Source organism: Pseudomonas sp. FG6 (assembly GCF_057809015.1).
In genome coordinates this window covers 1-22,097 of record NZ_JBMDJD010000044.1, presented here as the reverse complement: position 1 = coordinate 22,097, position 22,097 = coordinate 1, and the positions used below count along the sequence as shown (strand labels likewise).

General features: G+C 59.9%; 18 protein-coding genes and 1 riboswitch. Of the genes, 6 read left to right on the top strand and 12 right to left on the bottom strand.

What is annotated here, in order from left to right:
- Positions 1-99: 99 nt before the first annotated feature.
- Positions 100-1,989, bottom strand: a complete 1,890-nt coding sequence (thiC, locus tag ACODSJ_RS22070) for a phosphomethylpyrimidine synthase ThiC (RefSeq protein WP_489103761.1) — start codon at positions 1,987-1,989, stop codon at positions 100-102.
- 161 nt (positions 1,990-2,150) lie between these two features.
- Positions 2,151-2,256: riboswitch (TPP riboswitch) on the bottom strand.
- A gap of 152 nt (positions 2,257-2,408) precedes the next feature.
- On the opposite strand from thiC, the gene ACODSJ_RS22065 reads away from it, so the two are divergent.
- Positions 2,409-3,848 (top strand): TolC family outer membrane protein, encoded by a 1,440-nt coding sequence (locus ACODSJ_RS22065; protein WP_489103760.1) that lies wholly within the window; start codon positions 2,409-2,411, stop codon positions 3,846-3,848.
- A gap of 128 nt (positions 3,849-3,976) precedes the next feature.
- Here the strand turns inward: ACODSJ_RS22065 and waaA are convergent, their stop codons facing one another.
- Positions 3,977-5,251: a lipid IV(A) 3-deoxy-D-manno-octulosonic acid transferase gene (waaA, locus tag ACODSJ_RS22060; protein WP_489103759.1), complete on the bottom strand. Its 1,275-nt coding sequence runs from the start codon at positions 5,249-5,251 to the stop codon at positions 3,977-3,979.
- Positions 5,252-5,273: 22 nt separating this feature from the next.
- Positions 5,274-6,164 (bottom strand): LysR family transcriptional regulator, encoded by an 891-nt coding sequence (locus ACODSJ_RS22055; protein WP_489103758.1) that lies wholly within the window; start codon positions 6,162-6,164, stop codon positions 5,274-5,276.
- A 104-nt stretch (positions 6,165-6,268) separates the two neighbouring features.
- Here ACODSJ_RS22055 and ACODSJ_RS22050 point away from each other — a divergent pair, with 104 nt between their 5' ends.
- The 4 genes from ACODSJ_RS22050 (at position 6,269) to ACODSJ_RS22035 (ending at position 9,790) form a co-directional block, all read left to right on the top strand.
- The gene (locus tag ACODSJ_RS22050; protein ID WP_489103757.1) at positions 6,269-6,601 is read left to right on the top strand and encodes a DMT family transporter; all 333 of its coding nucleotides are present in this window, start codon (positions 6,269-6,271) and stop codon (positions 6,599-6,601) included.
- 205 nt (positions 6,602-6,806) lie between these two features.
- Complete coding sequence (locus tag ACODSJ_RS22045) at positions 6,807-7,982, top strand: NAD(P)/FAD-dependent oxidoreductase (protein WP_489103756.1); 1,176 nt, start codon at positions 6,807-6,809, stop codon at positions 7,980-7,982.
- Positions 7,979-8,791, top strand: a complete 813-nt coding sequence (locus tag ACODSJ_RS22040; RefSeq protein WP_489103755.1) for an aldo/keto reductase — start codon at positions 7,979-7,981, stop codon at positions 8,789-8,791. Before ACODSJ_RS22045 ends, ACODSJ_RS22040 begins: the two co-directional genes overlap by 4 nt.
- A 33-nt stretch (positions 8,792-8,824) precedes the next feature.
- The gene (locus tag ACODSJ_RS22035) at positions 8,825-9,790 is read left to right on the top strand and encodes a metal ABC transporter ATPase (RefSeq protein ID WP_489103754.1); all 966 of its coding nucleotides are present in this window, start codon (positions 8,825-8,827) and stop codon (positions 9,788-9,790) included.
- A gap of 169 nt (positions 9,791-9,959) precedes the next feature.
- Here the strand turns inward: ACODSJ_RS22035 and hldE are convergent, their stop codons facing one another.
- The 5 genes from hldE to msbA form a co-directional block, all read right to left on the bottom strand.
- Positions 9,960-11,381, bottom strand: coding sequence for a bifunctional D-glycero-beta-D-manno-heptose-7-phosphate kinase/D-glycero-beta-D-manno-heptose 1-phosphate adenylyltransferase HldE (gene hldE / locus ACODSJ_RS22030; protein WP_489103753.1), 1,422 nt, complete (start codon positions 11,379-11,381; stop codon positions 9,960-9,962).
- Between the two features lie 96 nt (positions 11,382-11,477).
- Positions 11,478-12,068, bottom strand: coding sequence for an adenylyl-sulfate kinase (cysC, locus tag ACODSJ_RS22025; protein WP_489103752.1), 591 nt, complete (start codon positions 12,066-12,068; stop codon positions 11,478-11,480).
- Positions 12,069-12,182: 114 nt separating this feature from the next.
- The gene (locus ACODSJ_RS22020) at positions 12,183-13,601 is read right to left on the bottom strand and encodes a PIG-L deacetylase family protein (protein WP_489103751.1); all 1,419 of its coding nucleotides are present in this window, start codon (positions 13,599-13,601) and stop codon (positions 12,183-12,185) included.
- A gap of 16 nt (positions 13,602-13,617) precedes the next feature.
- Complete coding sequence (locus ACODSJ_RS22015; RefSeq protein WP_489103750.1) at positions 13,618-14,514, bottom strand: GNAT family N-acetyltransferase; 897 nt, start codon at positions 14,512-14,514, stop codon at positions 13,618-13,620.
- Positions 14,508-16,328, bottom strand: a complete 1,821-nt coding sequence (gene msbA, locus ACODSJ_RS22010; RefSeq protein ID WP_489103749.1) for a lipid A export permease/ATP-binding protein MsbA — start codon at positions 16,326-16,328, stop codon at positions 14,508-14,510. The genes ACODSJ_RS22015 and msbA overlap by 7 nt, the downstream gene beginning before the upstream one ends.
- A 123-nt stretch (positions 16,329-16,451) precedes the next feature.
- Between msbA and ACODSJ_RS22005 the strand changes: the two genes are divergently transcribed.
- Positions 16,452-17,105, top strand: a complete 654-nt coding sequence (locus ACODSJ_RS22005; protein WP_489103748.1) for a phosphotransferase — start codon at positions 16,452-16,454, stop codon at positions 17,103-17,105.
- Between the two features lie 52 nt (positions 17,106-17,157).
- Here the strand turns inward: ACODSJ_RS22005 and ACODSJ_RS22000 are convergent, their stop codons facing one another.
- From ACODSJ_RS22000 to ACODSJ_RS21985, 4 genes are all read right to left on the bottom strand, one after another.
- Positions 17,158-18,309, bottom strand: a complete 1,152-nt coding sequence (locus ACODSJ_RS22000; RefSeq protein WP_489103747.1) for an O-antigen ligase family protein — start codon at positions 18,307-18,309, stop codon at positions 17,158-17,160.
- Positions 18,310-18,326: 17 nt separating this feature from the next.
- A complete protein-coding gene (locus tag ACODSJ_RS21995; RefSeq protein ID WP_489103746.1) occupies positions 18,327-19,127 on the bottom strand; it encodes a polysaccharide pyruvyl transferase family protein in 801 nt (266 codons plus the stop codon).
- Positions 19,124-20,104 (bottom strand): glycosyltransferase family protein, encoded by a 981-nt coding sequence (locus ACODSJ_RS21990; RefSeq protein WP_489103745.1) that lies wholly within the window; start codon positions 20,102-20,104, stop codon positions 19,124-19,126. Before ACODSJ_RS21990 ends, ACODSJ_RS21995 begins: the two co-directional genes overlap by 4 nt.
- Positions 20,105-20,168: 64 nt before the next feature.
- Positions 20,169-21,911, bottom strand: a complete 1,743-nt coding sequence (locus tag ACODSJ_RS21985) for a carbamoyltransferase family protein (RefSeq protein ID WP_489103744.1) — start codon at positions 21,909-21,911, stop codon at positions 20,169-20,171.
- Positions 21,912-22,097: the final 186 nt, after the last annotated feature.

The window sequence follows — 22,097 nt, the reverse complement described above, 5'->3', positions numbered from 1 at the left end:
CACTACGCTCTGACAGTCAGAATCGCGGTGCCGGTTTTGCGGCTGCTTCGCAGCCGAGCGGGAGCAAGCTCCCTCGCCACGGGGTGAGCGCTGCTCAGATCACACTTTCTTGTAAAGCTGACTGCCTTCCTGCTTGAACCGCTCAGCCTGCTCCGCCAAACCCTGGGCGACATCGACATCCACCGCATCGATGCGCTGGTTGGCCGCGTATTCGCGCACTTCCTGGGTGATTTTCATCGAGCAGAACTTCGGCCCGCACATCGAGCAGAAATGCGCCACCTTGGCCGAGTCCTTCGGCAGGGTTTCGTCGTGGTACGAACGGGCAGTGTCCGGGTCCAGGCCGAGGTTGAACTGGTCTTCCCAGCGGAACTCGAAACGCGCCTTGCTCAAGGCGTTGTCGCGGATCTGCGCACCCGGGTGGCCCTTGGCAAGGTCGGCGGCGTGGGCGGCGATCTTGTAGGTGATGATCCCCGTCTTGACGTCATCCTTGTTCGGCAAGCCGAGGTGTTCCTTCGGCGTGACGTAGCAGAGCATCGCGCAACCGAACCAGCCGATCATCGCCGCACCGATGCCGGAGGTGATGTGGTCGTAGCCCGGTGCAATGTCAGTGGTCAGCGGGCCGAGGGTGTAGAACGGCGCCTCGTCGCAGCATTCGAGCTGCTTGTCCATGTTCTCCTTGATCAACTGCATCGGCACGTGGCCGGGGCCCTCGATCATGCACTGCACGTCATGCTTCCAGGCGATCTTGGTCAGCTCGCCGAGGGTTTCCAGCTCGCCGAACTGCGCTTCGTCGTTGGCGTCGGCAATCGAGCCCGGACGCAGGCCATCGCCCAGCGAGAAGCTGACGTCGTAGGCCTTCATGATTTCGCAAATATCTTCGAAGTGGGTGTAGAGGAAGTTCTCTTTGTGGTGCGCCAGGCACCACTTGGCCATGATCGAACCGCCACGGGACACAATGCCGGTCACGCGCTTGGCGGTCATCGGCACGTAGCGCAGCAATACGCCGGCGTGGATGGTGAAGTAGTCCACACCCTGCTCGGCCTGCTCGATCAACGTGTCGCGGAACAGCTCCCAGGTCAGGTCCTCGGCCACGCCGCCGACTTTTTCCAGGGCCTGGTAGATCGGCACGGTGCCGATCGGTACCGGCGAGTTGCGGATGATCCACTCGCGGGTTTCGTGGATGTGCTTGCCGGTGGACAGGTCCATGACCGTGTCCGAACCCCAGCGAATGCCCCAGGTCAGCTTCGCCACTTCTTCTTCAATGGACGAACCCAGGGCGCTGTTGCCGATGTTGCCGTTGATCTTCACCAGGAAGTTACGGCCGATGATCATCGGTTCCAGTTCGGTGTGGTTGATGTTGGCCGGGATGATCGCGCGGCCACGGGCGATTTCGTCACGCACGAATTCCGGGGTGATGACTTTCGGCACGCTGGCGCCGAAGCTGTGGCCGGCGTGTTGCTGGTCCAGCAGGCCGGCGGCACGGGCGACTTCCAGCTTCATGTTCTCGCGGATGGCGACGTATTCCATCTCGGCGGTGATGATGCCTTTGCGCGCGTAGTGCATCTGGCTGACGTTGGCCCCAGGCTTGGCGCGACGCGGGTTGTTCACGTGGGCAAAGCGCAGCTTGGTCAGCTCGGGGTCGGCCAGGCGCTCTTGGCCGAAGTTGGAGCTCAGGCCCGCCAGGCGCTCGGTGTCGCCACGGGCGTCGATCCACGGCGAGCGCACGTCGGCCAGGCCTTTGCGTACGTCGATGATCACGTTCGGGTCGGTGTACGGGCCCGAGGTGTCGTACACCGTCACCGGTGCGTTGATTTCACCGCCGAAGTCGGTCGGTGTCACGTCGAGGCTGATTTCGCGCATGGGCACGCGAATGTCCGGGCGGCTGCCCTGGACGTAGATTTTTTGCGAGCGGGTAAAGGGCTGGACCGATTGCTGATCGACCTGGGCCGATTCACTGAGGTTGGTCGCGTTTTTTGATTTTGTCGTCATCACGGGCTCTCCAGACACACATCCAGGCAGTGGATTTTTTGTCGGAGCGAACCTGTCACGAATGGACGCACCCCTGCACGATCGTGCGGATGCTGTGCTTGATGCACGAGGGTATTCGAAGTCGAACACATCCCGGACGAAGCACAAGAGGACTCGCCGGGAAGACGAGAAATCTTGTTCCCTACGCAGGCGTTAACCTGATCAGGTTCAACGGGATCCGAAATTATTCGATCTCAGCCTCATAGCAAGGCACCCCGACAAGAACCCGGCCAGTCTAGACACAACCGACACAGAACGCCATCACCGGGGCAAAAGGCGTGATGAATGGCGTATCTGCAGGATTGTTGCGCTGCGTTTGCGCAACTACACTCGCTACGCCGCGCCTCTCGTGCGCTTTCATTTCGTCTAGGGATAGCCTCATGCTGCGCAAACTCTCACTGGCCGTTGCCGTGTCGTGTGCATCCACCGCAATGGCTTGGGCGGCCGAAGCGCCCTTGACCACCAAAACCGACCTGGTGAGCGTGTACCAGGAAGCGGTGGACAATAACGCCGACCTGGCCGCCGCCCGCGCCCAGTATGGCGCCCAGAAGGAAGTGGTGCCCCAGGCTCGCGCCGGGTTACTGCCCAACCTTTCGGCCGGCGCCGACCTGAACAACACCCGTACCGAGCTTGACCAGCCGGCGATGACCGCCACCCGCAGCTCCACGGTTTACCAGGCGACGCTGTCCCAGCCGATTTTCCGCGCCGACCGCTGGTTCCAGCTCCAGGCGGCAAAATCCGTCGACGAGCAGGCATCGCTGCAACTGTCAGCCACTGAACAGAACATGATCCTGCAAAGCGCCGAGAGCTATTTCAACGTGCTGCGCAGCCAGGACAACCTGGCCTCGACCAAGGCCGAGGAAGCTGCGTTCAAGCGCCAGCTCGACCAGTCCAACGAACGCTTCGACGTAGGCCTGTCGGACAAGACCGATGTTCTGCAATCCCAGGCCAGCTACGACACGGCGCGGGCCAACCGGATCCTCGCCCAGCGCCAGGTCGAGGACGCGTTCGAAGCGCTGATCACCCTGACCAACCGTCAGTACAACTCGCTCCAGGGCATCGTCCACACGCTACCAATCCTGCCACCGACGCCGAACGATGCCAAAGCCTGGGTCGACACGGCAGCCAAGCAGAACCTGAACCTGCTGGCCAGCAACTACGCCGTCGATGCCGCCGAGGACACTCTGCGCCAACGCAAGGCTGGTCATGCGCCGACCCTCGATGCGATAGCCCAGTACAAGAAAGGTGACAACGACGGCCTCGGTTTCACCAACCCGAACCCCACCGGCCAGCGTTATGGCGGCGATGCCGAACAACGCACCATCGGCCTGCAACTGAGCATCCCGATCTACAGCGGCGGACTGACCAGCTCCCAGGTGCGCGAATCCTACTCGCAGCTCACCCAGACCGAGCAGCAACGCGAAGGCCTGCGTAGGCAAGTGGTGGAAAACACCCGCAACCTGCACCGCGCGGTGAACACCGACGTCGAACAGGTCCAGGCCCGGCGCCAGTCGATCATCTCCAACCAGAGTGCGGTGGAGGCCACGGAGATCGGCTATCAGGTGGGCACCCGCAACATCGTCGACGTACTCGATGCCCAGCGCCAGCTGTACACCTCGGTGCGCAACTACAACAACGCCCGCTACGACTACATCCTCGACAACCTGCGCCTCAAGCAGGCGGCCGGCACCTTGAGCCCGGCGGATCTGCAGGACCTGTCACGCTACCTCAAGCCCGACTACAACCCGGACAGGGACTTCCTGCCACCGGACCTGGCCCAGGCGGCGGCGCAGCAGTTGCGTTCAAGACCGGCTCAATAATCTCTGGAGGAGGGCTTGCCCTGCGCCTCTGTGGGAGCAAGGCTTGCCCGCGATGAATACACTGCGGTCTATCTGAGACCGAGGTGCTTGCATCGCGAGCAAGCTTTGCTCCCACAGGCATAAACTGATCAGTCGACCAACCGCCCCAACCCATCCAGCAACCGCTGCAACGCGCCTTGATTGGTGCGCATCACTTTCAATCCCGCCTCGGCCATGCGCTGGGCATCGCGGGGCAGTTCGAACAGGCGCTGTACCGCCAAGGCCAGGCTTTCGGCGTCGTCAACTTCTTGCAGCGCCCCGGCAGCGCGCAGTTGCGCGGCGATTTCGAGGAAGTTGAACAGGTGCGGCCCGCTCAGCACCGGTTTCGCCAGCGCCGCCGGCTCCAGCAGATTGTGCCCGCCGTTGGGCACCAGGCTGCCACCGACAAAAGCGCTGTCGGCCAAGGCATAGAGAAACAGCAGCTCGCCCATGGTGTCGCCGAGCAACACCGACGCCTGGGCACTGACCGGTTGTGCACTGGAACGCCGGACGGTGGCAAACCCCTCCCGCTCACACAGCTGATACACCGAGTCGAAGCGCTCGGGATGGCGCGGCACCAGGATCAGCAACGCGTTGGGATAATTGTCGAGCAGGCGACGGTGCGCAGCGAGTACCACGTCGTCCTCGCCCTCATGGGTACTGGCGGCGATCCACACCGGACGCTCGGTGGCCTGCCATTGGCGGCGCAGGGCGTTGGCGTTTTCGAGCAGTTGCGGGTCGATGGTCAGGTCGAACTTGATCGAGCCGGTCACCTCAACGGTCTCCGCACGGGCGCCCAACTGGCGAAATCGCTCGGCTTCCGCTTCGGTCTGCACGGCGAACAGGCTCATTTCAGCGAGCATGGGCCGGGTGAGCTTGGGAAAACGCCCATAGCCGCGCGCCGAACGCTCCGACAACCGTGCATTGGCCAGGGCCACCGGAATGCCGCGCCGGGCGCATTGGTGGATGTGGTTGGGCCACAGCTCGGTTTCCATGATCACCGCCAGGCACGGACGAACCCGGTCGAGGAAACGCTTGGCCGCGCAGGGCAAGTCATAAGGCAGATAACAATGCTGGATGCGCGGCTCATTGGCGAACAATGCCTGGATCCGCTCCGAGCCGGTAGGCGTCATGCAGGTGACGGTGATCGGCAGCTGTGGATAACGTTGCAGCAAGGCGCGGATCATCGGCGCAGCGGCGATGCTCTCGCCCACCGATACCGAGTGGACCCAGATGCCCCCCGGGACCATGATCGGCAGCCCCCAGGAAAAACGCTCGCCGATGCGCCGGGCATAAGCCGGTGCCTTGCGGGCCCGCAGCCACAGCCGAATCGCTACCAGTGGCAGCCCCAGGTAAAACAACGCGCTATAGAGAGTTCTGTTCATGGCGGCGGAGTTTATCGGGTTTTCAGCCGATCGCCTGCAACTGCACGGCAAAACGTTCCGCCAGCCAACGCGCCGCCGGTCCCAGGGGCTCGTCGCGGCGCCAGACCAGTTCCACCACCAGCGCCGGCGGGGTCCATTCGCTGTTGAGCTCGATCATGTCGCCCAGGTACGCCGGGTACTGCACGACGTGTCGCGGCAGCCAGGCCCAACCCAGGCCGCTTCTCAGCCATTCGGCCAAGACATAGAAACTGTCGGCCCGCCAGACTTGCGGGCTGGCCTGCTCACTGCCGGGGTAGACGCTGGATTGGGTGGCCATCAACAACTGCCGGTGCCGGGCCATTTCCCGGCAGGACACATACTCAAGGGAAGCCAACGGATGACCCTTGCTGCACACCGTGACCATTTCGACGCTGCCCAGGACCCGGCGTTCCAGCGCTTCGGGGATCTGGTCGTGATAGAACAGCAAGCCGAGGTCGGCGCGACGCTCCACCAGTTTGCGCGCCACGTCACCTTGGGCGGCACTGGCCAGTTGCACCTCAAGGGTCGGGAATTGCCGGGCCAACGCCACCAGGCTGTCGATCACCGGTTGGTAGGGCATGGCCTCGTCCTGGGCCAGGCGCAGCGACGCTTCCTGGCCCCGCATCAGCGCCTGGGCCCGACCGTTGAGGCGCTCGCACTGGCGCAGCACTTCCCGCGCCTCTTCCAGCAGCGCCTCGCCCGCCTCGGTCAACCGGGGCTGACGGCCACTGCTGCGCTCGAACAGGCTCACCCCAAGGTCGGTTTCCAACAGGGCAATCGCGCTGCTGATGGCCGATTGCGCCTTGCGCTCGTCCCGGGCCACGGCGGAGAACGAACGTTTTTCGACCACGCTGACAAACAGCCGCACTTGCTCCAGGTTCCACTGAACACCCATGACTCAACCCATCTTAAAAACAGATAGGTAATGACTTTACCCCATTCGGCCTTCGCCTAAAAATAGCCCCATCGAAAGACGCCACCGTCAAAGAGGAGCTGCCCATGAACGCTTACTACTACCTCGCCATCGCCATCTGCGCCGAAGTGATCGGCACCGTTTCGATGAAAGCCGTCAAGGGCCTGAGCACACCGTTGCCACTGCTGCTGGTGATCGTCGGCTACAGCATCGCCTTCTGGATGCTGACCCTGGTGGTGCGCACCGTCCCGGTGGGCGTGGCCTATGCGGTCTGGGCCGGGATGGGGATCGTCATGGTCAGCGTGGCGGCGCTGTTCATCTACGGGCAGAAGCTGGACACCCCGGCGATGCTGGGAATGGCGTTGATTGTGTTGGGGGTGGTGGTGATTCAGTTGTTTTCCAAGACCGCCGGGCACTAAAAACGCGGACTGACGGGCTGGAACACACAGAAATAGGCCAAGGGATCTGTGGGAGCAAGGCTTGCCCGCGATGAAGACAACTCGGTCGCTTGGGAACCGAGGCGCCTGTATCGCGAGCAAGCTTTGCTCCCACAGGTTCAGCAGCGAAAACTCAATTCGTCGAGTCTGTATACTGCGCCCTCGTCTTGAACTCTGAGGTCGCTGCATGCCATCCGTTATTTCCACCGACGTTCTGATTGTCGGCGCCGGAGTCGCTGGTCTCTGGCTGAATGCGCGCCTGCGCCGACTCGGTTTCTCCACCGTATTGGTGGAAAACGCCAGCCTCGGCGGCGGACAAAGCGTCAAATCCCAGGGCATCATCCACGGTGGCGCCAAGTACGCCCTGCACGGTGCCCTGACCGGCGCCTCGGAAGCCATCGCCGACATGCCGCGGCGCTGGCGCGAAGCCCTCAAGGGCGAGGGCGAACTGGACCTGAGCGGCGTGCGCATGCTCTCCGACGCCCACTATCTCTGGTCCCCCGGCACCCTGGCCGGCAATCTCACCAGCTTCTTTGCCAGCAAGGCCGTGCGCGGTCGCGTCGACCAGGTCAAGGGCACCGAATTGCCACCGGCCCTGCAAGACAAGCGCTTCAAGGGCAAGGTCTATCGCCTGGCCGAGCTGGTGGTGGACGTCCCCAGCCTGATCGAGCGCCTGGCGGAACTGGCCGGTGACAGCCTGCTGGCCGGGCAACACATCGAACCGCTGCGCGACGGTGACGCGCTGACAGGGCTGAAGGTCGACGGTCGTGAAATTCGCGCCCAGCGCATTGTCCTCAGCGCCGGGGGCGGTACGGCCGAGCTGCTCGCCGCCCTGGGCCTGGACCAGCCGGCCATGCAGCGCCGGCCGCTGCACATGGTCCTGGTCAAGGGCCCGAGCCTCAAGCCGCTCTATGCCCATTGCCTGGGCGGCGGGCCAAAGCCGCGCGTCACCGTGACCACCCACCCGGCCGCCGACGGCCAATGGGTCTGGTACCTGGGCGGCGACCTCGCTGAAGGCGACGCCGTGGCCCGCGAGCCGGGTGCACAGATCGCCGCCGCCCAGAAAGAACTCGGCCAGCTATTGCCTTGGGTCGACCTCAGCACCGCGCAATGGGCCACGCTGCGGGTCGATCGCGCCGAACCGCAGCAATCAGGCCTGACCCGCCCGGACAACGCCTTCCTTGCCGAGCAGGATCGCCTGCTGGTGGGCTGGCCGACCAAACTGGCGCTGGCCCCGGACTTCGCTGATCGGGTGATCAGTGCCCTGCAACGCCATGGCATCCAGCCCAGTCACCCAGCGCCATTGCCGGACCTGCCGAAGCCGCCGATGGGCGTTCCTGCCTGGGAGCAACTGCTGCCATGAGCCAAGCGACCCTGCACGATCTCCATCGTCCGCTGGGCCACAACGGCCCGCGGGTCTCCCCGCTGGGCCTGGGCACCGTCAAGCTGGGTCGCGACCAGGGCGTCAAGTACCCCAGCGGTTTCCAGATTCCCGATGACAACGAAGCGCGCCTGTTACTCAAACTGGCGCGTGACCTGGGCATCAACCTGATCGACACCGCGCCGGCCTATGGCCGCAGCGAAGAACGCCTCGGCCCGCTGCTGCGCGGCCAGCGCCAGGACTGGGTGATTGTCAGCAAGGTCGGCGAAGAGTTCAGCGATGGCCAGTCCCGTCATGACTTCAGCGCCGCCCATACGCGGTTTTCGGTGGAGCGCAGCCTCAAGCGGCTGGAAACGGACTACATCGACCTGGTGCTGGTGCACTCCGACGGCAACGACCTGGCGATTCTCAACGACAGCGAGGTCTACCCGACCCTGGCGGCGCTCAAGCGCGAGGGCAAGATCGGCGGCTTCGGCTTTTCCGGCAAAACCGTCGACGGCGGCTTGAAGGCCTTGGAGCAAGGCGATTGCGCGATGGTCACCTACAATCTGAACGAGCAAAACGAGAAGGCTGTCATTGACTACGCAAACGCCCACGGCAAGGCGATCCTGGTGAAGAAAGCCTTAGCCAGCGGCCACGTCTGCCTGAGCCCCGGGACAGACCCGGTTCGCGCCAGCTTCGAACTGTTGTTTGAGCATCCTGGGGTTGCCAGTGCTATTGTCGGCACGATCAATCCGCTGCACCTCGCCCATAACGTCGCGACCGTTGCCCAGGTCCTACGTAAAAACTGACGCCGCGCTACGCGGCATTAAGCAGGAGCCGACATGCCGCGTACGCTCATCAGGAAGAACCCCAGCAACTTCAAGACCCTGCCCCTGTTCGTCGAAGCGACACCCGAAGGCCTGACGTACCAGAGCGTCGGGATGCCGCTGAACTTCGCCCAGACCCTGCAACGCCGTCGCCCCGTGACCGTGGCCGATGCCGAGCGTTTTTCCCTGGAGTTGGCCAACCTTGGCGTCTCGGTGCGACTGACCCTGCATTGGCAGAACCGCGACTATTGGGTGCTGGTGCGCCAGCGTCGGCAGGATCGTGGCGACGTGGTGCTCAAGCTGATCTCCGGCTATGTCCCGGCCCATGAACTGAACCTGCCGCTGCTCACCGCCATCAGTGAGATTGCCGAAGAGTGCCTGCTGGAAACCCCTGAAGGCTGGCTCGGCGGACGTTTCAACGACACCTGGCTACCCGCGCCCTACGCCAGCGCCCTGCACTATCGCGAGGCCTTGCCGTTTCGCCTGACGCCATTGTCCGGCTCCGCCCGCCCGGTACGCTGCGCCAACCTGCAACTGATCGAACGACCGCGGGCGTACGTGCATCTGCCGACGGCATCGCTGCAATTGATCTACGACCTGCGCCTGGATGTGCCCAGGGAAGCCAAGTCCTTGAGCCTGTTCCACGTCGATGAACGGCTGGAGGGTGATCAACTGGTGGCGCGCCTGGACCGCAAACGGCCCGACCTGTATTTGATGCCGCTGCAGGACGGGCAGCCTCTGCCCGAGCTGTACACCTTGAAAAAGGACCAGTTGTACCCGGCCGCCACCCGAGGACTGTACCTGGCGGAGAGCTTCGCCCGGCAGGACGGCTGGCTGGTGCGAGACGAGCGGATTCGCTGGAAGGACTGGCTGCGCCAGCAAGGATTGACGCCACCGGGCAAGGAGTCGGGCCTGACCCGACTCAAGGGCAAGGCCCGGCAATTGTTCAAGAAGATCGTGCCGCGCAAGGTGGCTCGTTAGAAGTACGCCACCCAGAGCGCTTTCGTGGCGAGGGAGCTTGCTCCCGCTGGGTTGCGCAGCGCCCATAAAATGGGGTTGCTGCGCCCGATGCGTCGGACCGACCCAGCGGGAGCAAGCTCCCTCGCCACAAGAGCTCCTCGGCCACAGGTTCTGCACTTCGCCTGACGCATCAGTTATTACGGATCTTTTCCACAATCGCCGTCGTCGAGCTGTTTTCCACCAACCCCAAGACCTTCACGGTGCCGCCGTAAGCCGTGACGATGTCCGCGCCCACGACCTGGTCGATGCCATAGTCACCGCCCTTGACCAGCACATCCGGCTTGACTTGGCGCAGCAGGTTTTCCGGCGTCCCTTCACTGAAGCTGATCACCCAGTCCACGGCGCCCAGGCCGGCCAGGACCGCCATGCGGCGGTCGACACTGTTGATCGGGCGACCTGGGCCCTTGAGCCGGCTCACTGAGGCATCGTCGTTGATCGCAACGATCAACCGGTCGCCTTGGGCCCTGGCCTGTTCGAGGTAGGTCACATGACCGGCATGGAGGATGTCGAAGCAGCCATTGGTGAAGACAATCGTTTCGTTGTGGGCACGGGCGTCATCCACCGCCAGCAGCAGTTGCTCAAGGCCGAGCACACCGCGCTCGGAACCCTCTTCACGCTGGATCGCACGCCGCAGTTCAGGGGCGCTGATGGCCGCTGTACCGAGCTTGCCGACCACGATGCCCGCTGCCAGGTTAGCCAGGGCCACGGCGTGGGGCAACTCCTCGCCGGCAGCGATGGCCGCCGCCAGGGTGGAAATCACGGTGTCGCCGGCACCCGTCACGTCGAACACTTCACGGGCACGGGCCGGCAGGTGCAGCGCTGGATGATCGGGACGCAGCAAGGTCATGCCATGCTCGCCACGGGTGACCAGCAACGCACCGAGATCGAGGTCGTGCATCAGCTTGGCGCCTTTGCTCACCAGCTCGTGCTCATCGACGCAACCGCCCACGATGGCTTCGAACTCGCTGAGGTTCGGCGTGATCAGGCTGGCACCACGGTAGATGGAGAAATTCTTGCCCTTGGGGTCGGCCAGCACCGGAATGCCACGGGTACGGGCGGCCTGGATCAGCGCCTGGTGGTTCTTCAACGCGCCTTTGCCATAGTCCGACAACACCAGGACCTTGATGCCTTCGAGCAGTTGATCGACTTCGGCACCGAGGGCCAACGGGTCGGTGGCGAACGGTTCCTCGAAGTCGATCCGCAAGAGTTGCTGGTGGCGGCTCATGACCCGTAGCTTGACGATGGTCGGCTGGTGCGCGATGCGCTGGAACATCGCCCGCACACCCGCGCCTTCGAGGCTGTTGGCCAGGCTGTTGGCGGCTTCGTCGTCACCGGTCACACCCACCAGGGAGGCCGGCGCGCCGAGGGCGGCGATGTTCAGGGCAACGTTGGCGGCACCACCTGGGCGATCCTCGATCTGCTCGACCTTGACCACCGGAACCGGCGCCTCAGGGGAGATCCGTGACGTACCGCCATGCCAGTAGCGGTCGAGCATGACATCGCCGACCACCAATACAGGGGCTTGATCGAATCGTGGCATGGACAACTTCATGGAGCATCCCAAATACAAAATGAACAGGGGCGCGATATTAGCACAGGGTTAGCGCAGGCTTGACCATGGTGGCAACACGATGCCGGGGGCGCTTGTTCAGATTTGCAGCAACGCAGATAGCCGCGCGCAGGCCTGGGTCAGTTCCACCTCGCTGGTATTGATCTCGCAGTCCGGGGCGAGCGGCGCCTCGTAGGGGCTGTCGAATCCGGTGAAGTTCTTGATCCGTCCGGCGCGGGCTTCACGGTACAAGCCCTTGGGGTCACGCTGGGCACAAACGTCGAAGGGTGTGCTCACATACACTTCCATGAAGCAGCCCTCGGGGAACAACTGTCGGGCCGCGTCCCGGTCGGCCCGAAAAGGAGAAATCGCCGCGACGATGACAATCAGGCCGGCGTCGACCATCAACCGCGCCACCTCGGCAATGCGCCGGATATTCTCCTTGCGCGACGCCGCATCCATGCCCAGGTCCCGGCACAACCCCTGGCGCAGATTGTCACCGTCGAGCAGGCAGGTATGGAAACCCTGTTCGTGCAACCGCACTTCCAGCGCATTAGCCAATGTCGACTTGCCCGCTCCGGAGAGCCCGGTCAGCCAGAAACACTGCGGTCGCTGTGACTTGATCGCTGCCCGGGCCTGCGGCGGAACCGCTTTAACATGGGATCGAATAGTCGACTGCTGCAACGACATCTTTGACATCCTGTCCATACCGTGCATCTCCCAGAGATCGAATCGCCGTAATGGCCTACCTGTTCACCGGACAGCCACAGAATAGAACATTTCAAACGATCGCCGATAAAGGGGTCAATGGTCATCCGGCCGCGAGGCATCCAGCGAGCGCACCCAAAAAAGCTCATGCCGACGTACTGCCTTGCGGAAAAATTCATCTTCCCCCGTGCGAGGCCAGCGACGCCCGGCCAACAATCGCTGAATAACTCGGCGCAACCGCCTCTTGAATGGCGGACGACCTTGCAGATCGTGCTGCATGCCCAGGGCCATGGCCTTGTCCAGGCGAGTGGGCTCATCCAGCAAAGGGCTCCATAACCCATCGGCTGGCAACGGTTCGATGGCTGGCGGCAGGGCAGTTCCATAACCCGCAGGGCCCATGGGCCAACGATCGTTGTCATGCAGATGATTCGCGTAGAGCAACAATGTACGCGGACGCCAGCTACTGATCTCAATCGCCTGCATTAACGCACGACTGCTGGCGACATGATCGCTGTGGGGATCCAGTTCCGGATGAGGCGTCAGCACGGCTTCGGGTCGATAATGCTCAAGCAGACGCGCCAAGTCAGCCACCAAGTTACACCAGGTGGGCTCGCCATCAACGTCACCCGGCAAACTCAAGGCGTTGAAACGGCGCACGCCTCGGATATCGTTTTCACCAGACTCCAAGGAGCCGAAGCTTCGCTCCGGTTGCCCTGCCATTGCATTCAGTTGCAGGCAGTAGTAACCCAGCTGCGTACACCGCTGTTGCGGCACCCCACCCCACAGGGGAACAGCCAGGCTGTCCCAACTGCGTAGACGGCCCTTGAGCCGAGCAGCCTGGGAGGCACCCAGGCCCATGTCACGATAATTCTCGGCCTCAATCTCACCCTGGGTCAGGGTGACGATAGCCACATCGGATGCTCGACTATAAAGACCGAAAGCCGCGAGCTCGGCATCATCTGAGTGAGGCGCGATGACGAGCAAAGGTTGCTGCCCAAAATCTGGATTGCTCAGAACATGCAAAATCGCCTGCGGAGCCACACTGCAAAAGCGTCCTCGTACGCTCAGGGCACCGCCGGCCAACGTCGAGTCCTGTCCGGACAGATTGAGAAAACGCTCACCCGCGACACCACGCTCCATATCCTGCCGATCGTCGCCGATCCACACCTGCGGATCAAGGAAACGACCCAGCCAGTGGCTCTTGACCCGAACCTGCAGAATCAAGGTCTGTCCCGTACCGAACTCCCCCGCCACCTGCACGAAGCCATCGATCAGCGTCGCGGGAAGTTGCGGCGTGCCCACCGGGAATTCATAGCGATAATCATCGCCTGGGGCATAAAACAGATGATCGGAAAACCAAGCTTCATGGGCGATCCAGCCCAGCAACAGGAAAAGTGGCAATGGCCACCACGCGACAAGGATACCAAACAGCAACGCCGCCGATACCGCACCTATCAGTACCATCCGCTTGCGTTGACGGTGCCGTTTAAGCAACTGCTGCTTGCGTCCACTCATGACTGCCTGACCTCGCTCACACCTGGTAAACCGGAGCCCGGTGACACCAGCGATCCTTATATTCGCGATCAGCGCGGCCAAAGGAATAGCGCAGGGGCTTGCCCAAGGCTCGTGCCTCCTCCCATGCCGTGTGGGTGTTGACGAAACTGAGCACGCTACCAGGACTGAATTCGCGGTTTTGCGGGTCCACTCCGCCGTTGATGTATTCCAAACTGACCCACTTGGGTGCCTCGACCCGATACAGAATCTGCACCGCTACCGGCGCATCGCCCAGATAAATCAGCGAACCGGTCATGAATTCGCGCAACAAACTGAACACTTCCGTCAGGTAGGCCTTTCCCGGGGCCTCGAAATTCCAGCGGCGCTTGAACAGGTCGGCATAGATGATCGCCTGCTCGCTGGCGCTCAGCTCCAGCATCGACCGGATACTTCCGCCGGCCTCCTCCAGCAGACGCTGTTCACGACGCTGGTTATAGCGAAACTTCTTGCTGTAGTCCTCGGGCTCACGAGCCAGTGCCAACCCCTCAGGCTGGGCCTTGAGGGTGATGATATTCGCGGCATTGTGTTCGGAGACATAGCGCATGCGCTGGCGCACCGGGACTCGAGCACTCTCGGCGATGGGAAGGATAACCTCCGCATTACCCAGGTCGAACACCCCGCGCTTGCCCTCGCGCTTGAGCACGTCTTTGGACAAAGCCAAATGCGCGCCCCAGCAAGGGATCGCCGCAACCAGCTGCCCATCGCACTCCCAGCCCAAGTAGCGGATCGGCAACCCGGCAAGCCCGGCGAGGCGCTCAATCACATCGGGGTGCGTTGCCACGCTGCCGCCAAAACGATGCCAAGCCTGGGCGTAAGTCGTGGAGTCGATCGGTATCCAGCCCCGTTCACGCCAGCAGCGCAGCACCCTCAGCATATTCCGACCGCATGCGTGCCCGCTTCGTCATCGCTATCTTTGAAGTTACGGGCGTGCAAGCGCGAATAGAAGCCGTTCAAGGCCAGCAATTCCAGATGGGTGCCGCGCTCAACGATCTTGCCCTGATCCATGACCAGAATCAGATCGGCCTTTTCGATGGTTGTCAGGCGGTGCGCAATCACAAGCGTGGTTCGGTCGGTCATGGCATTGTCGAGGGAGGCCTGGATGTGACGCTCCGACTCGGTATCCAGTGCAGAGGTAGCCTCGTCGAGGATCAGTATCGGGACGTTTTTGAGCAGTGCCCGCGCAATTGCAAGACGCTGCCGTTGGCCACCCGAGAGCAGCACACCATTTTCACCGACCAGGGTTTCGTAGCCCTGAGGCATTGTCACAATAAACTCATCGGCATACGCCGCTTTCGCCGCCGCTTGGATATCGGCCAGTGGCGCACCTGCCAGATCGCCATAGGCGATGTTGTTCGCCACCGTATCGTTGAACAACGTGACCTGCTGGTTCACCAACGCGATCTGACGCCGCAGGCTACGCAAGGTCAAGTCTTGGATCGGCACGTCGTCAAGCAGGATCTGCCCCTGTTCATGCTGATAAAAACGCGGCACCAGATTGGCCAGGGTCGACTTGCCACTACCGGAACGTCCCACCAACGCAACCATCTGCCCGGCCTGGACAACAAAGCTGATGTCATCAAGCACCAGCTTGTCGGATCCCGGGTATTTGAAACTCAGATTGCTGACTTCCAACCGACCGCTGACACGATCCAAGGAGAGGGTGCCCTGATCGACTTCCGGAGTCTCATCCAGCTGTTCGAAGATACTTTCAGCCCCGGCGACGCCCTTCTGGATGGTCGAACTGACTTCCGACAACTGGCGGATCGGCTTGGGCAGAAGTCCTGCCATGGTGATGTAGGCGACCAGATCGCCTGCCGACGCATCGCCGCGAAGGAAAAGTACCAGAAACATGACGATGGCCATGCCTACATACGTGACCAGTTGCAGCGTCGGCGTGTATACCGCGCCAGTCTTGGTCATTTTCAACTGTTTGTCGGTGTTGCTCTGGCTGGCGCGCTCAAAGCGGTCCTTCTCGTACTCTTCACCGCCGAAACTGCGCACGACGCGAAACCCCTGAACCGTCTCGGACACGACGTGAGTAATGTCACCCATGGCCACCTGGATCTTCTTGCTCTGTTTACGGAATTTCTTGCTGGTGCTATTCACCATGATCCCAATCAAAGGCAGAATCGCGAGCATCACCAACGTCAGCCGCCAATTCATCCACAGCAGCGAAACGAACAGGAATACCACGGTCAACCCCTCGCGGATGACGACTTTGATCGCATCTGTAGCCGCGCCGGTGACCATGGTGACGTTGAATGTGATGCGGGAAATCAAATGCCCGGAGTTATGGCTGTCGAAGTAACGATTGGGCAATTCCAGAAGCTTGTTGAACAGCACCACGCGCAGGTCGTGCACCAGTCCCAGGGAAACCCTGGCGAGAAAGAAGTTGCCCAGGTAAGACCCCACTCCCTGCCACAACGCAATGAACACAATCATCATCGGAACGGCTTGAAGCAGTTGCAGGTCCTTGAGGTACGGGCTGTTCGGAAAGAGGCTCGCCTCCGGATTGGCCAGTCCGTCGACAAAATACTTAAGGACATAGGCTAGCACCGGCTGGGTCGAGGCGAAGATCAAGAAGCCCAGGATGCTCAACAAAAACAGCCCCACGTAAGGGCGAACGTAAGTCAGCAGGCGGAGATAGATCTTCAGCGTAGACTGAGCGGGAACGTCAGGACTGCTCATAGGGATCCGTAATATAAAAAGAAGCAATGCTATCACACCCTACCGCCCCTTTAATGAAGGCCGTGACAGGTCAAATCCCGACCAAGTCGGTTAAGATGCAGGGGAATTTTTGGGGGATGACGAATGCAAACACTCAATCACTCTTCCTACCTCGCGCTTCGCGAAGGTGCGAAAGTGCTCGAGGCTGACGGCAGCGGCGACAAGGTCTTGTTGCTGCAGGACGGGCGCTATCTGAAACTGTTCAGGCGCAAACGGCTATTCACATCGGCATTGCTGCGGCCTTATGCCCGACGCTTTGCCCAGAACACCAACGCCTTGCTCAAGCGCGGCATACCCTGTCCCACCGTACTGGGTGTCTACCGGATAGCCAGCATTCAGCGCGACGCGGTGCATTATGAACCGCTGGCGGGAAAGACACTACGTCAGCTGATGGATCAACCCCAGCAGGCTCAACTGCTAAGAGCCAGCTTGGGTGTGTTTGTGGCACAACTACATGCAGCCGGCGTGTACTTTCGCTCTCTGCATTTGGGCAACATCGTTCAGACACCCGGGCACAGCCTCGGACTGATTGACATCGCTGATCTCAAGTGTCACCGCAGCGCCCTGAGCCCCAGCAAACGCTTGCGCAACTTCCAGCATATGTTGCGTTACGACAAGGATCGTCAATGGTTGTTAGGCGAAGACTCCGGCAGGACATTCTTGGATCGCTACCAGCAAGCACTCAAACCTGCGATCGACCATAAACTGATACACAGGTTGGAAGAGCTATTCAGCTAACCGTCAATCTACTAGCCAGCATCCTTCCTGATGCTGGCTGTACTGACTGAGTTCACGCCAAAGGCGTGCTCTGCCTCAGATCGGTACGATCACCGGCCTTGGGAGCGGCATCAATTAATGCCATAAACGTAGGGAACCAGAAATAGACCCATAACGGCTGCGGCGATGAAAAGAAACCATTGCCTGTCGTAAGAAGGCCACCCCAGCCAACCAAGGCCAGAAGAAACCATGGTGACTTGGACTTCCAACCATGCCAGAAAAACATCAGCGCAAACAGAGCAAATAGCCCGGCACCAATCACTCCAAAGCGATACAAAGTAGAAATATATCCGCTGTGAGGATGCAGGAACTGTCCAAGAAATTGGTGCTCATCGGCGCCACAACCCAACCAGACAACGCATTCATTTGTAAGGTGATGCAAGGCATCTTCCCAGATTGCCGTGCGATAGCTGATGCCACGTTCTAGCAACAGATGACCCACTCCTAAGAAGTAGACCCCCGCGCCCGCGATCAAGGTAACAACGCCGCCCACCAGAACAAATCGGCGCTGAACAAGATAGACGACAAAAAAAAGCAACGCCCCCAGCAAGGCGGAGCGCGCCTGAAAAATCAGGACGCATAACATGCAAGCACACAACAGCAAAAACATACCGACAAATAGCTGCCATCTTGCACGCGCGAGCAAAAACGCTTCCAAATAGAACAGCCACACAAAAACCAGGGCACTGAGAATCAACAAAGAAGCATAGACCGGATTGGTCGCACTCCCCAAAAATACCTGCCGCCCCCAGACACCCGTCGCCTGGTATTGCCACAACCAATCAGCAGCCAAATAAATAAATACCGCACAGGCAACGACAGAATAGAAACTAAAGAACACTCGAGCAACACTTTCCTTTTCGGAAACCAATAGGCAGGCTACAAAATACAGGAACATGTATAAAAATTTTTTTATACTTGATGGATCAGCCACAAGCGAGAGACAAAACAGCCCAACCAACAACCCCATCAAACTACCATAATGACGAAAGAGCGCTGGCAAACCCCGGAAATTCTTTAACATCCACACGAAAGCCGGCAGTGCAAGCCCAACATAGAATATATTGTTTACCGCCTTCGAAGAAAGCGGCAAAAAAAACGACAAGAAAAATAAAAAGAAAACAAATCCAAATACGACAACCGAAGACTGCTTTTCGACTTTCAAAAACCACCCCTACCCAATCAGCTAAACGGAAAGGATTTGATCAAGCACTTCTGAATCACTTCAAGTCCCGGCCGCGAATACTCGGAAAACCATTCCGCAATACATTCATCACTAATATCCAGCAGCGCTTGCGCGCTTAAGCAGGACGGCTCATCCATGCCGAAAACAGAATAGTAATCCAAGAACTTATAGTCCGACACTTTTCCCTCCGAGAACTTGACTCGACGATTGGGAACACCAAAAGCATCCGCAACAATCAAACCATGCATGCTCGAAGAAATGATGTATTCACACTCCTGAATACTTTTAAGCACTTGCTCGACAGGCCAGAAAACATTGATAACATTGACCCCTCGCACCTCTGAAAGCTGGCGGACAATCTGATTGTCATGATCCACATAATGGGGAATGATCCCGACCTTGAAACGCTTTTCAGGTCGCGGCCGTCCGTCCCACCAATGACTTGCCAATAACCCTGGATCGCCCAGCGCCGGCTCCCCCCTGAGATTGCTGATTTGCTCACGGGTTTTCAGGCCGCGCACGGCGTGATAATAATGACGACCGGAAAAAGAACACCCAGGAGAGTCGGTACCTGCCCCCCACACATGCAAACGCCGTGGAATCATGAACCGACGCGCCTTCTGCTCGCGATTCATGATCGAGCCAATAGCCATGAGATCGGCTTTTTGAATAGGCGCATAAATGACCGGTTTTTTTGCCAACAACTCAACCACCAGAGGTGATAAGTAATCGCCAAAATTTTGCTGGGAGCTGTCGTCGCGGCCCTTTCCTCGACACCAGTAAAGTTTGATACTCATACGCCTGGCACCTTCAATTGATAACGTAAACCAACCCAGAAACGCCGCAGTAAACTTACACTTCGCCAAGGACGCATAGGCTTAACCACAGCATGAGCGAGAGCCCGTCCTACACATGAAAAAGTATAATGTTCTTGCGCAAGTTGCTGCCCCGCCCGCGCAATGCGCCCGGCCAATTCGGGGTCTGCCTGTAACATTTTTATCTTGTCGACTGCCTCGTCAACCGAACGATACAAGACCAAATTTTTCATGTCTTCCAGCCCGAGCACCAAGTTCTCCGCATCATCCTGGCGCCATGCAACCAGCACGCACCCACACGCCATGGCCTCGAAGTTTTTAATCATGTACTCGCCCATTCCGACATCCGCACTGACGAATATCTGGATACGATTCAATGCTTCCAAGTATTCTGCACCTGATTTTGTGCGGCGAATGGCCATGCCAGTACGATCTGAAATTTTTTCCAGAATCTGCTTTCGCTCAGTGTAGGCAATTCCTTTAAGACTACCCAAAAAGCCCACGGGTATATCACGTGGCTGTTGAAGGTTTCTCAGCATTGTCTCGTCGTACCCCTTGGGTACAAAGACCGCATCCACGCCTTCCTCTTGCAGCTTGCGCGCTACTATAGCTCCCGAGCATAAAACCCGAGCCCACGGCAGACGTCGATAGAATGCCGAGTACTTTCCACGATACTTGCTGAACTGCATGTAGTTCTGGCACGCATCGTGCTCAAGAAAAACCAGGCCAGGTATGCATTTGAGTATATTAATCTGACCCGTAAGCCTTTTGAGCCGCGAAAAAATCACAACTCGGTCGTAATTTAGATAGCTGTGAGATTGGAAAAATTTTCCTAAATTCTGCTGCTGGGCTTTGCTCAGGCGATATATATCGCACTGCTCGCAGTTAGCCTTAACCACGTCGTACAAATGATCAAGGATGACTCTTTGTTCGTCCATCACCAACAACATGACCTTCACTACCGACACCCTCTTAAGCAGACCGCGACATCACAGAAAAACGCAAGATGTAGAGGGGCCAGCGTCATACAACAGTACCCTCCTTGACCACCAGAATGTCTTCCATGATCAAGTACTGCAGGTCGCAGCCGTAGAACATGTTCAAGGCGTCGGTCGGCGAGCAGATCATCGGCTCGCCACGGCGGTTGAGCGAGGTGTTCAGCGACACGCCGTTGCCGGTCAGGGCTTCCAGGGCCTTCATCATGTCGTAGTAGCGCGGGTTGTATTCGCGCTTGAGCACCTGGGCCCGGGACGTGCCGTCTTCATGGACGACTTCCGGCACGCGGGTTTTCCACTCTTCAGCCACTTCAAAAGTGAAGGTCATGAACGGCGCCGGGTGATCGACCTTGATCATCTGTGGCGCAACGGTGTCGAGCATCGACGGGCAGAAAGGCCTCCAGCGCTCGCGGAACTTGATCTGTTCGTTGATCCGGTCGGCCACGCCGCTGGCGCTTGGGCAACCAATGATCGAACGACCGCCCAGGGCACGCGGGCCAAACTCCATGCGGCCCTGGAACCAGGCCACCGGGTTGCCGTCGACCATGATCTTGGCGATGCGCTCAGGGGTGTTGTCGATCTTGCGCCATGCCGGCTTGCTCGGGTGACGGGCGCACGCGGCGATCACGTCTTCGTTGCTGTAGGCCGGGCCGAGGTAGACGTGTTCCATCTTCTCCACCGGCACGCCACGGGCATGGGACACATAAGCCGCCGCGCCCACCGCAGTACCGGCATCGCCGGAAGCCGGTTGTACGAACAGCTCCTTGACGTCGTCACGGGCGATGATTTTCTGGTTCAGCTTGACGTTCAAGGCACAGCCACCAGCGAACGCCAGCTTGCCGGTTTCCTTGAGCACGTCGCCCAGGTAGTGGTCGATCATTTGCAGCGCGAGCTTTTCGAACAGCGCCTGCATGCTGGCCGCGTAATGGATGTACGGCTCGTCGGCGATGTCGCCTTCGCGTTTCGGGCCGAGCCATTCGATGAGCTTCGGCGAGAAGTAGAAGCCCTTGCCCTTCTCTTTATAGCGGCGCAGGCCGATCACGTTGGCGTAGTCGGTGTTGATCACCAGTTCGCCATTTTCGAACGAGGCCAGGCGCGAGAAATCGTACTTGCTGGCATCGCCATAAGGCGCCATGCCCATGACCTTGAATTCGCCGTCGAGCATTTCGAAGCCGAGGAACTCGGTGATCGCGCCATACAGGCCACCCAACGAGTCCGGGTCGAAGAATTCCTTGATCTTGTGGATCTTGCCGTTCTGGCCATAACCGAAGAAGGTCGTGGCGTACTCGCCTTTGCCGTCGATGCCCAGGATTGCGGTTTTTTCCTGGAAGCCCGAGCAGTGATAGGCGCTGGAGGCGTGGGCCAGGTGATGCTCGACCGGTTCGATCTTGATTTTCTTCGGATCGAAACCCAGTTGCTCCAGGCACCAGACGATCTTGCGGCGATAGCGCTTGTAGCGACGGTTGCCCATCAGGATCGCGTCAAGGGCGCGGTCCGGGGCGTACCAGTACCGCTTGGCGTAGTGCCAACGCGCTTCGCCGAACAGGCTGATCGGCGCGAACGGAATCGCCACCACGTCGACGTCGGACGGCTTGATGCCAGCCTGCTCCAGGCAGAACTTCGCCGACTCGTAGGGCATGCGGTTCTTTGCATGTTTATCGCGTACGAAGCGCTCTTCCTCGGCCGCCGCGATCAGCTTGCCGTCGATGTACAGCGCTGCGGAAGGATCATGGCTAAGGGCGCCGGACAGGCCAAGAATCGTCAATGCCACAGGGGTCTAGCCTCTTAATATCTGCATACAGGCGACAAGCGCCGCGAAAAATTGAGTGCCACTCGCCAGGGCGCGGGGCAGCTAAAGGGCGGGATTATAGCTTAAAAGCGGCCTTAAGCCTCTAGCTGCGAGCGGCAAGCTTGAGGGGAAGGCTGCCTGGCGCTTTTGTGGCGAGGGAGCTTGCTC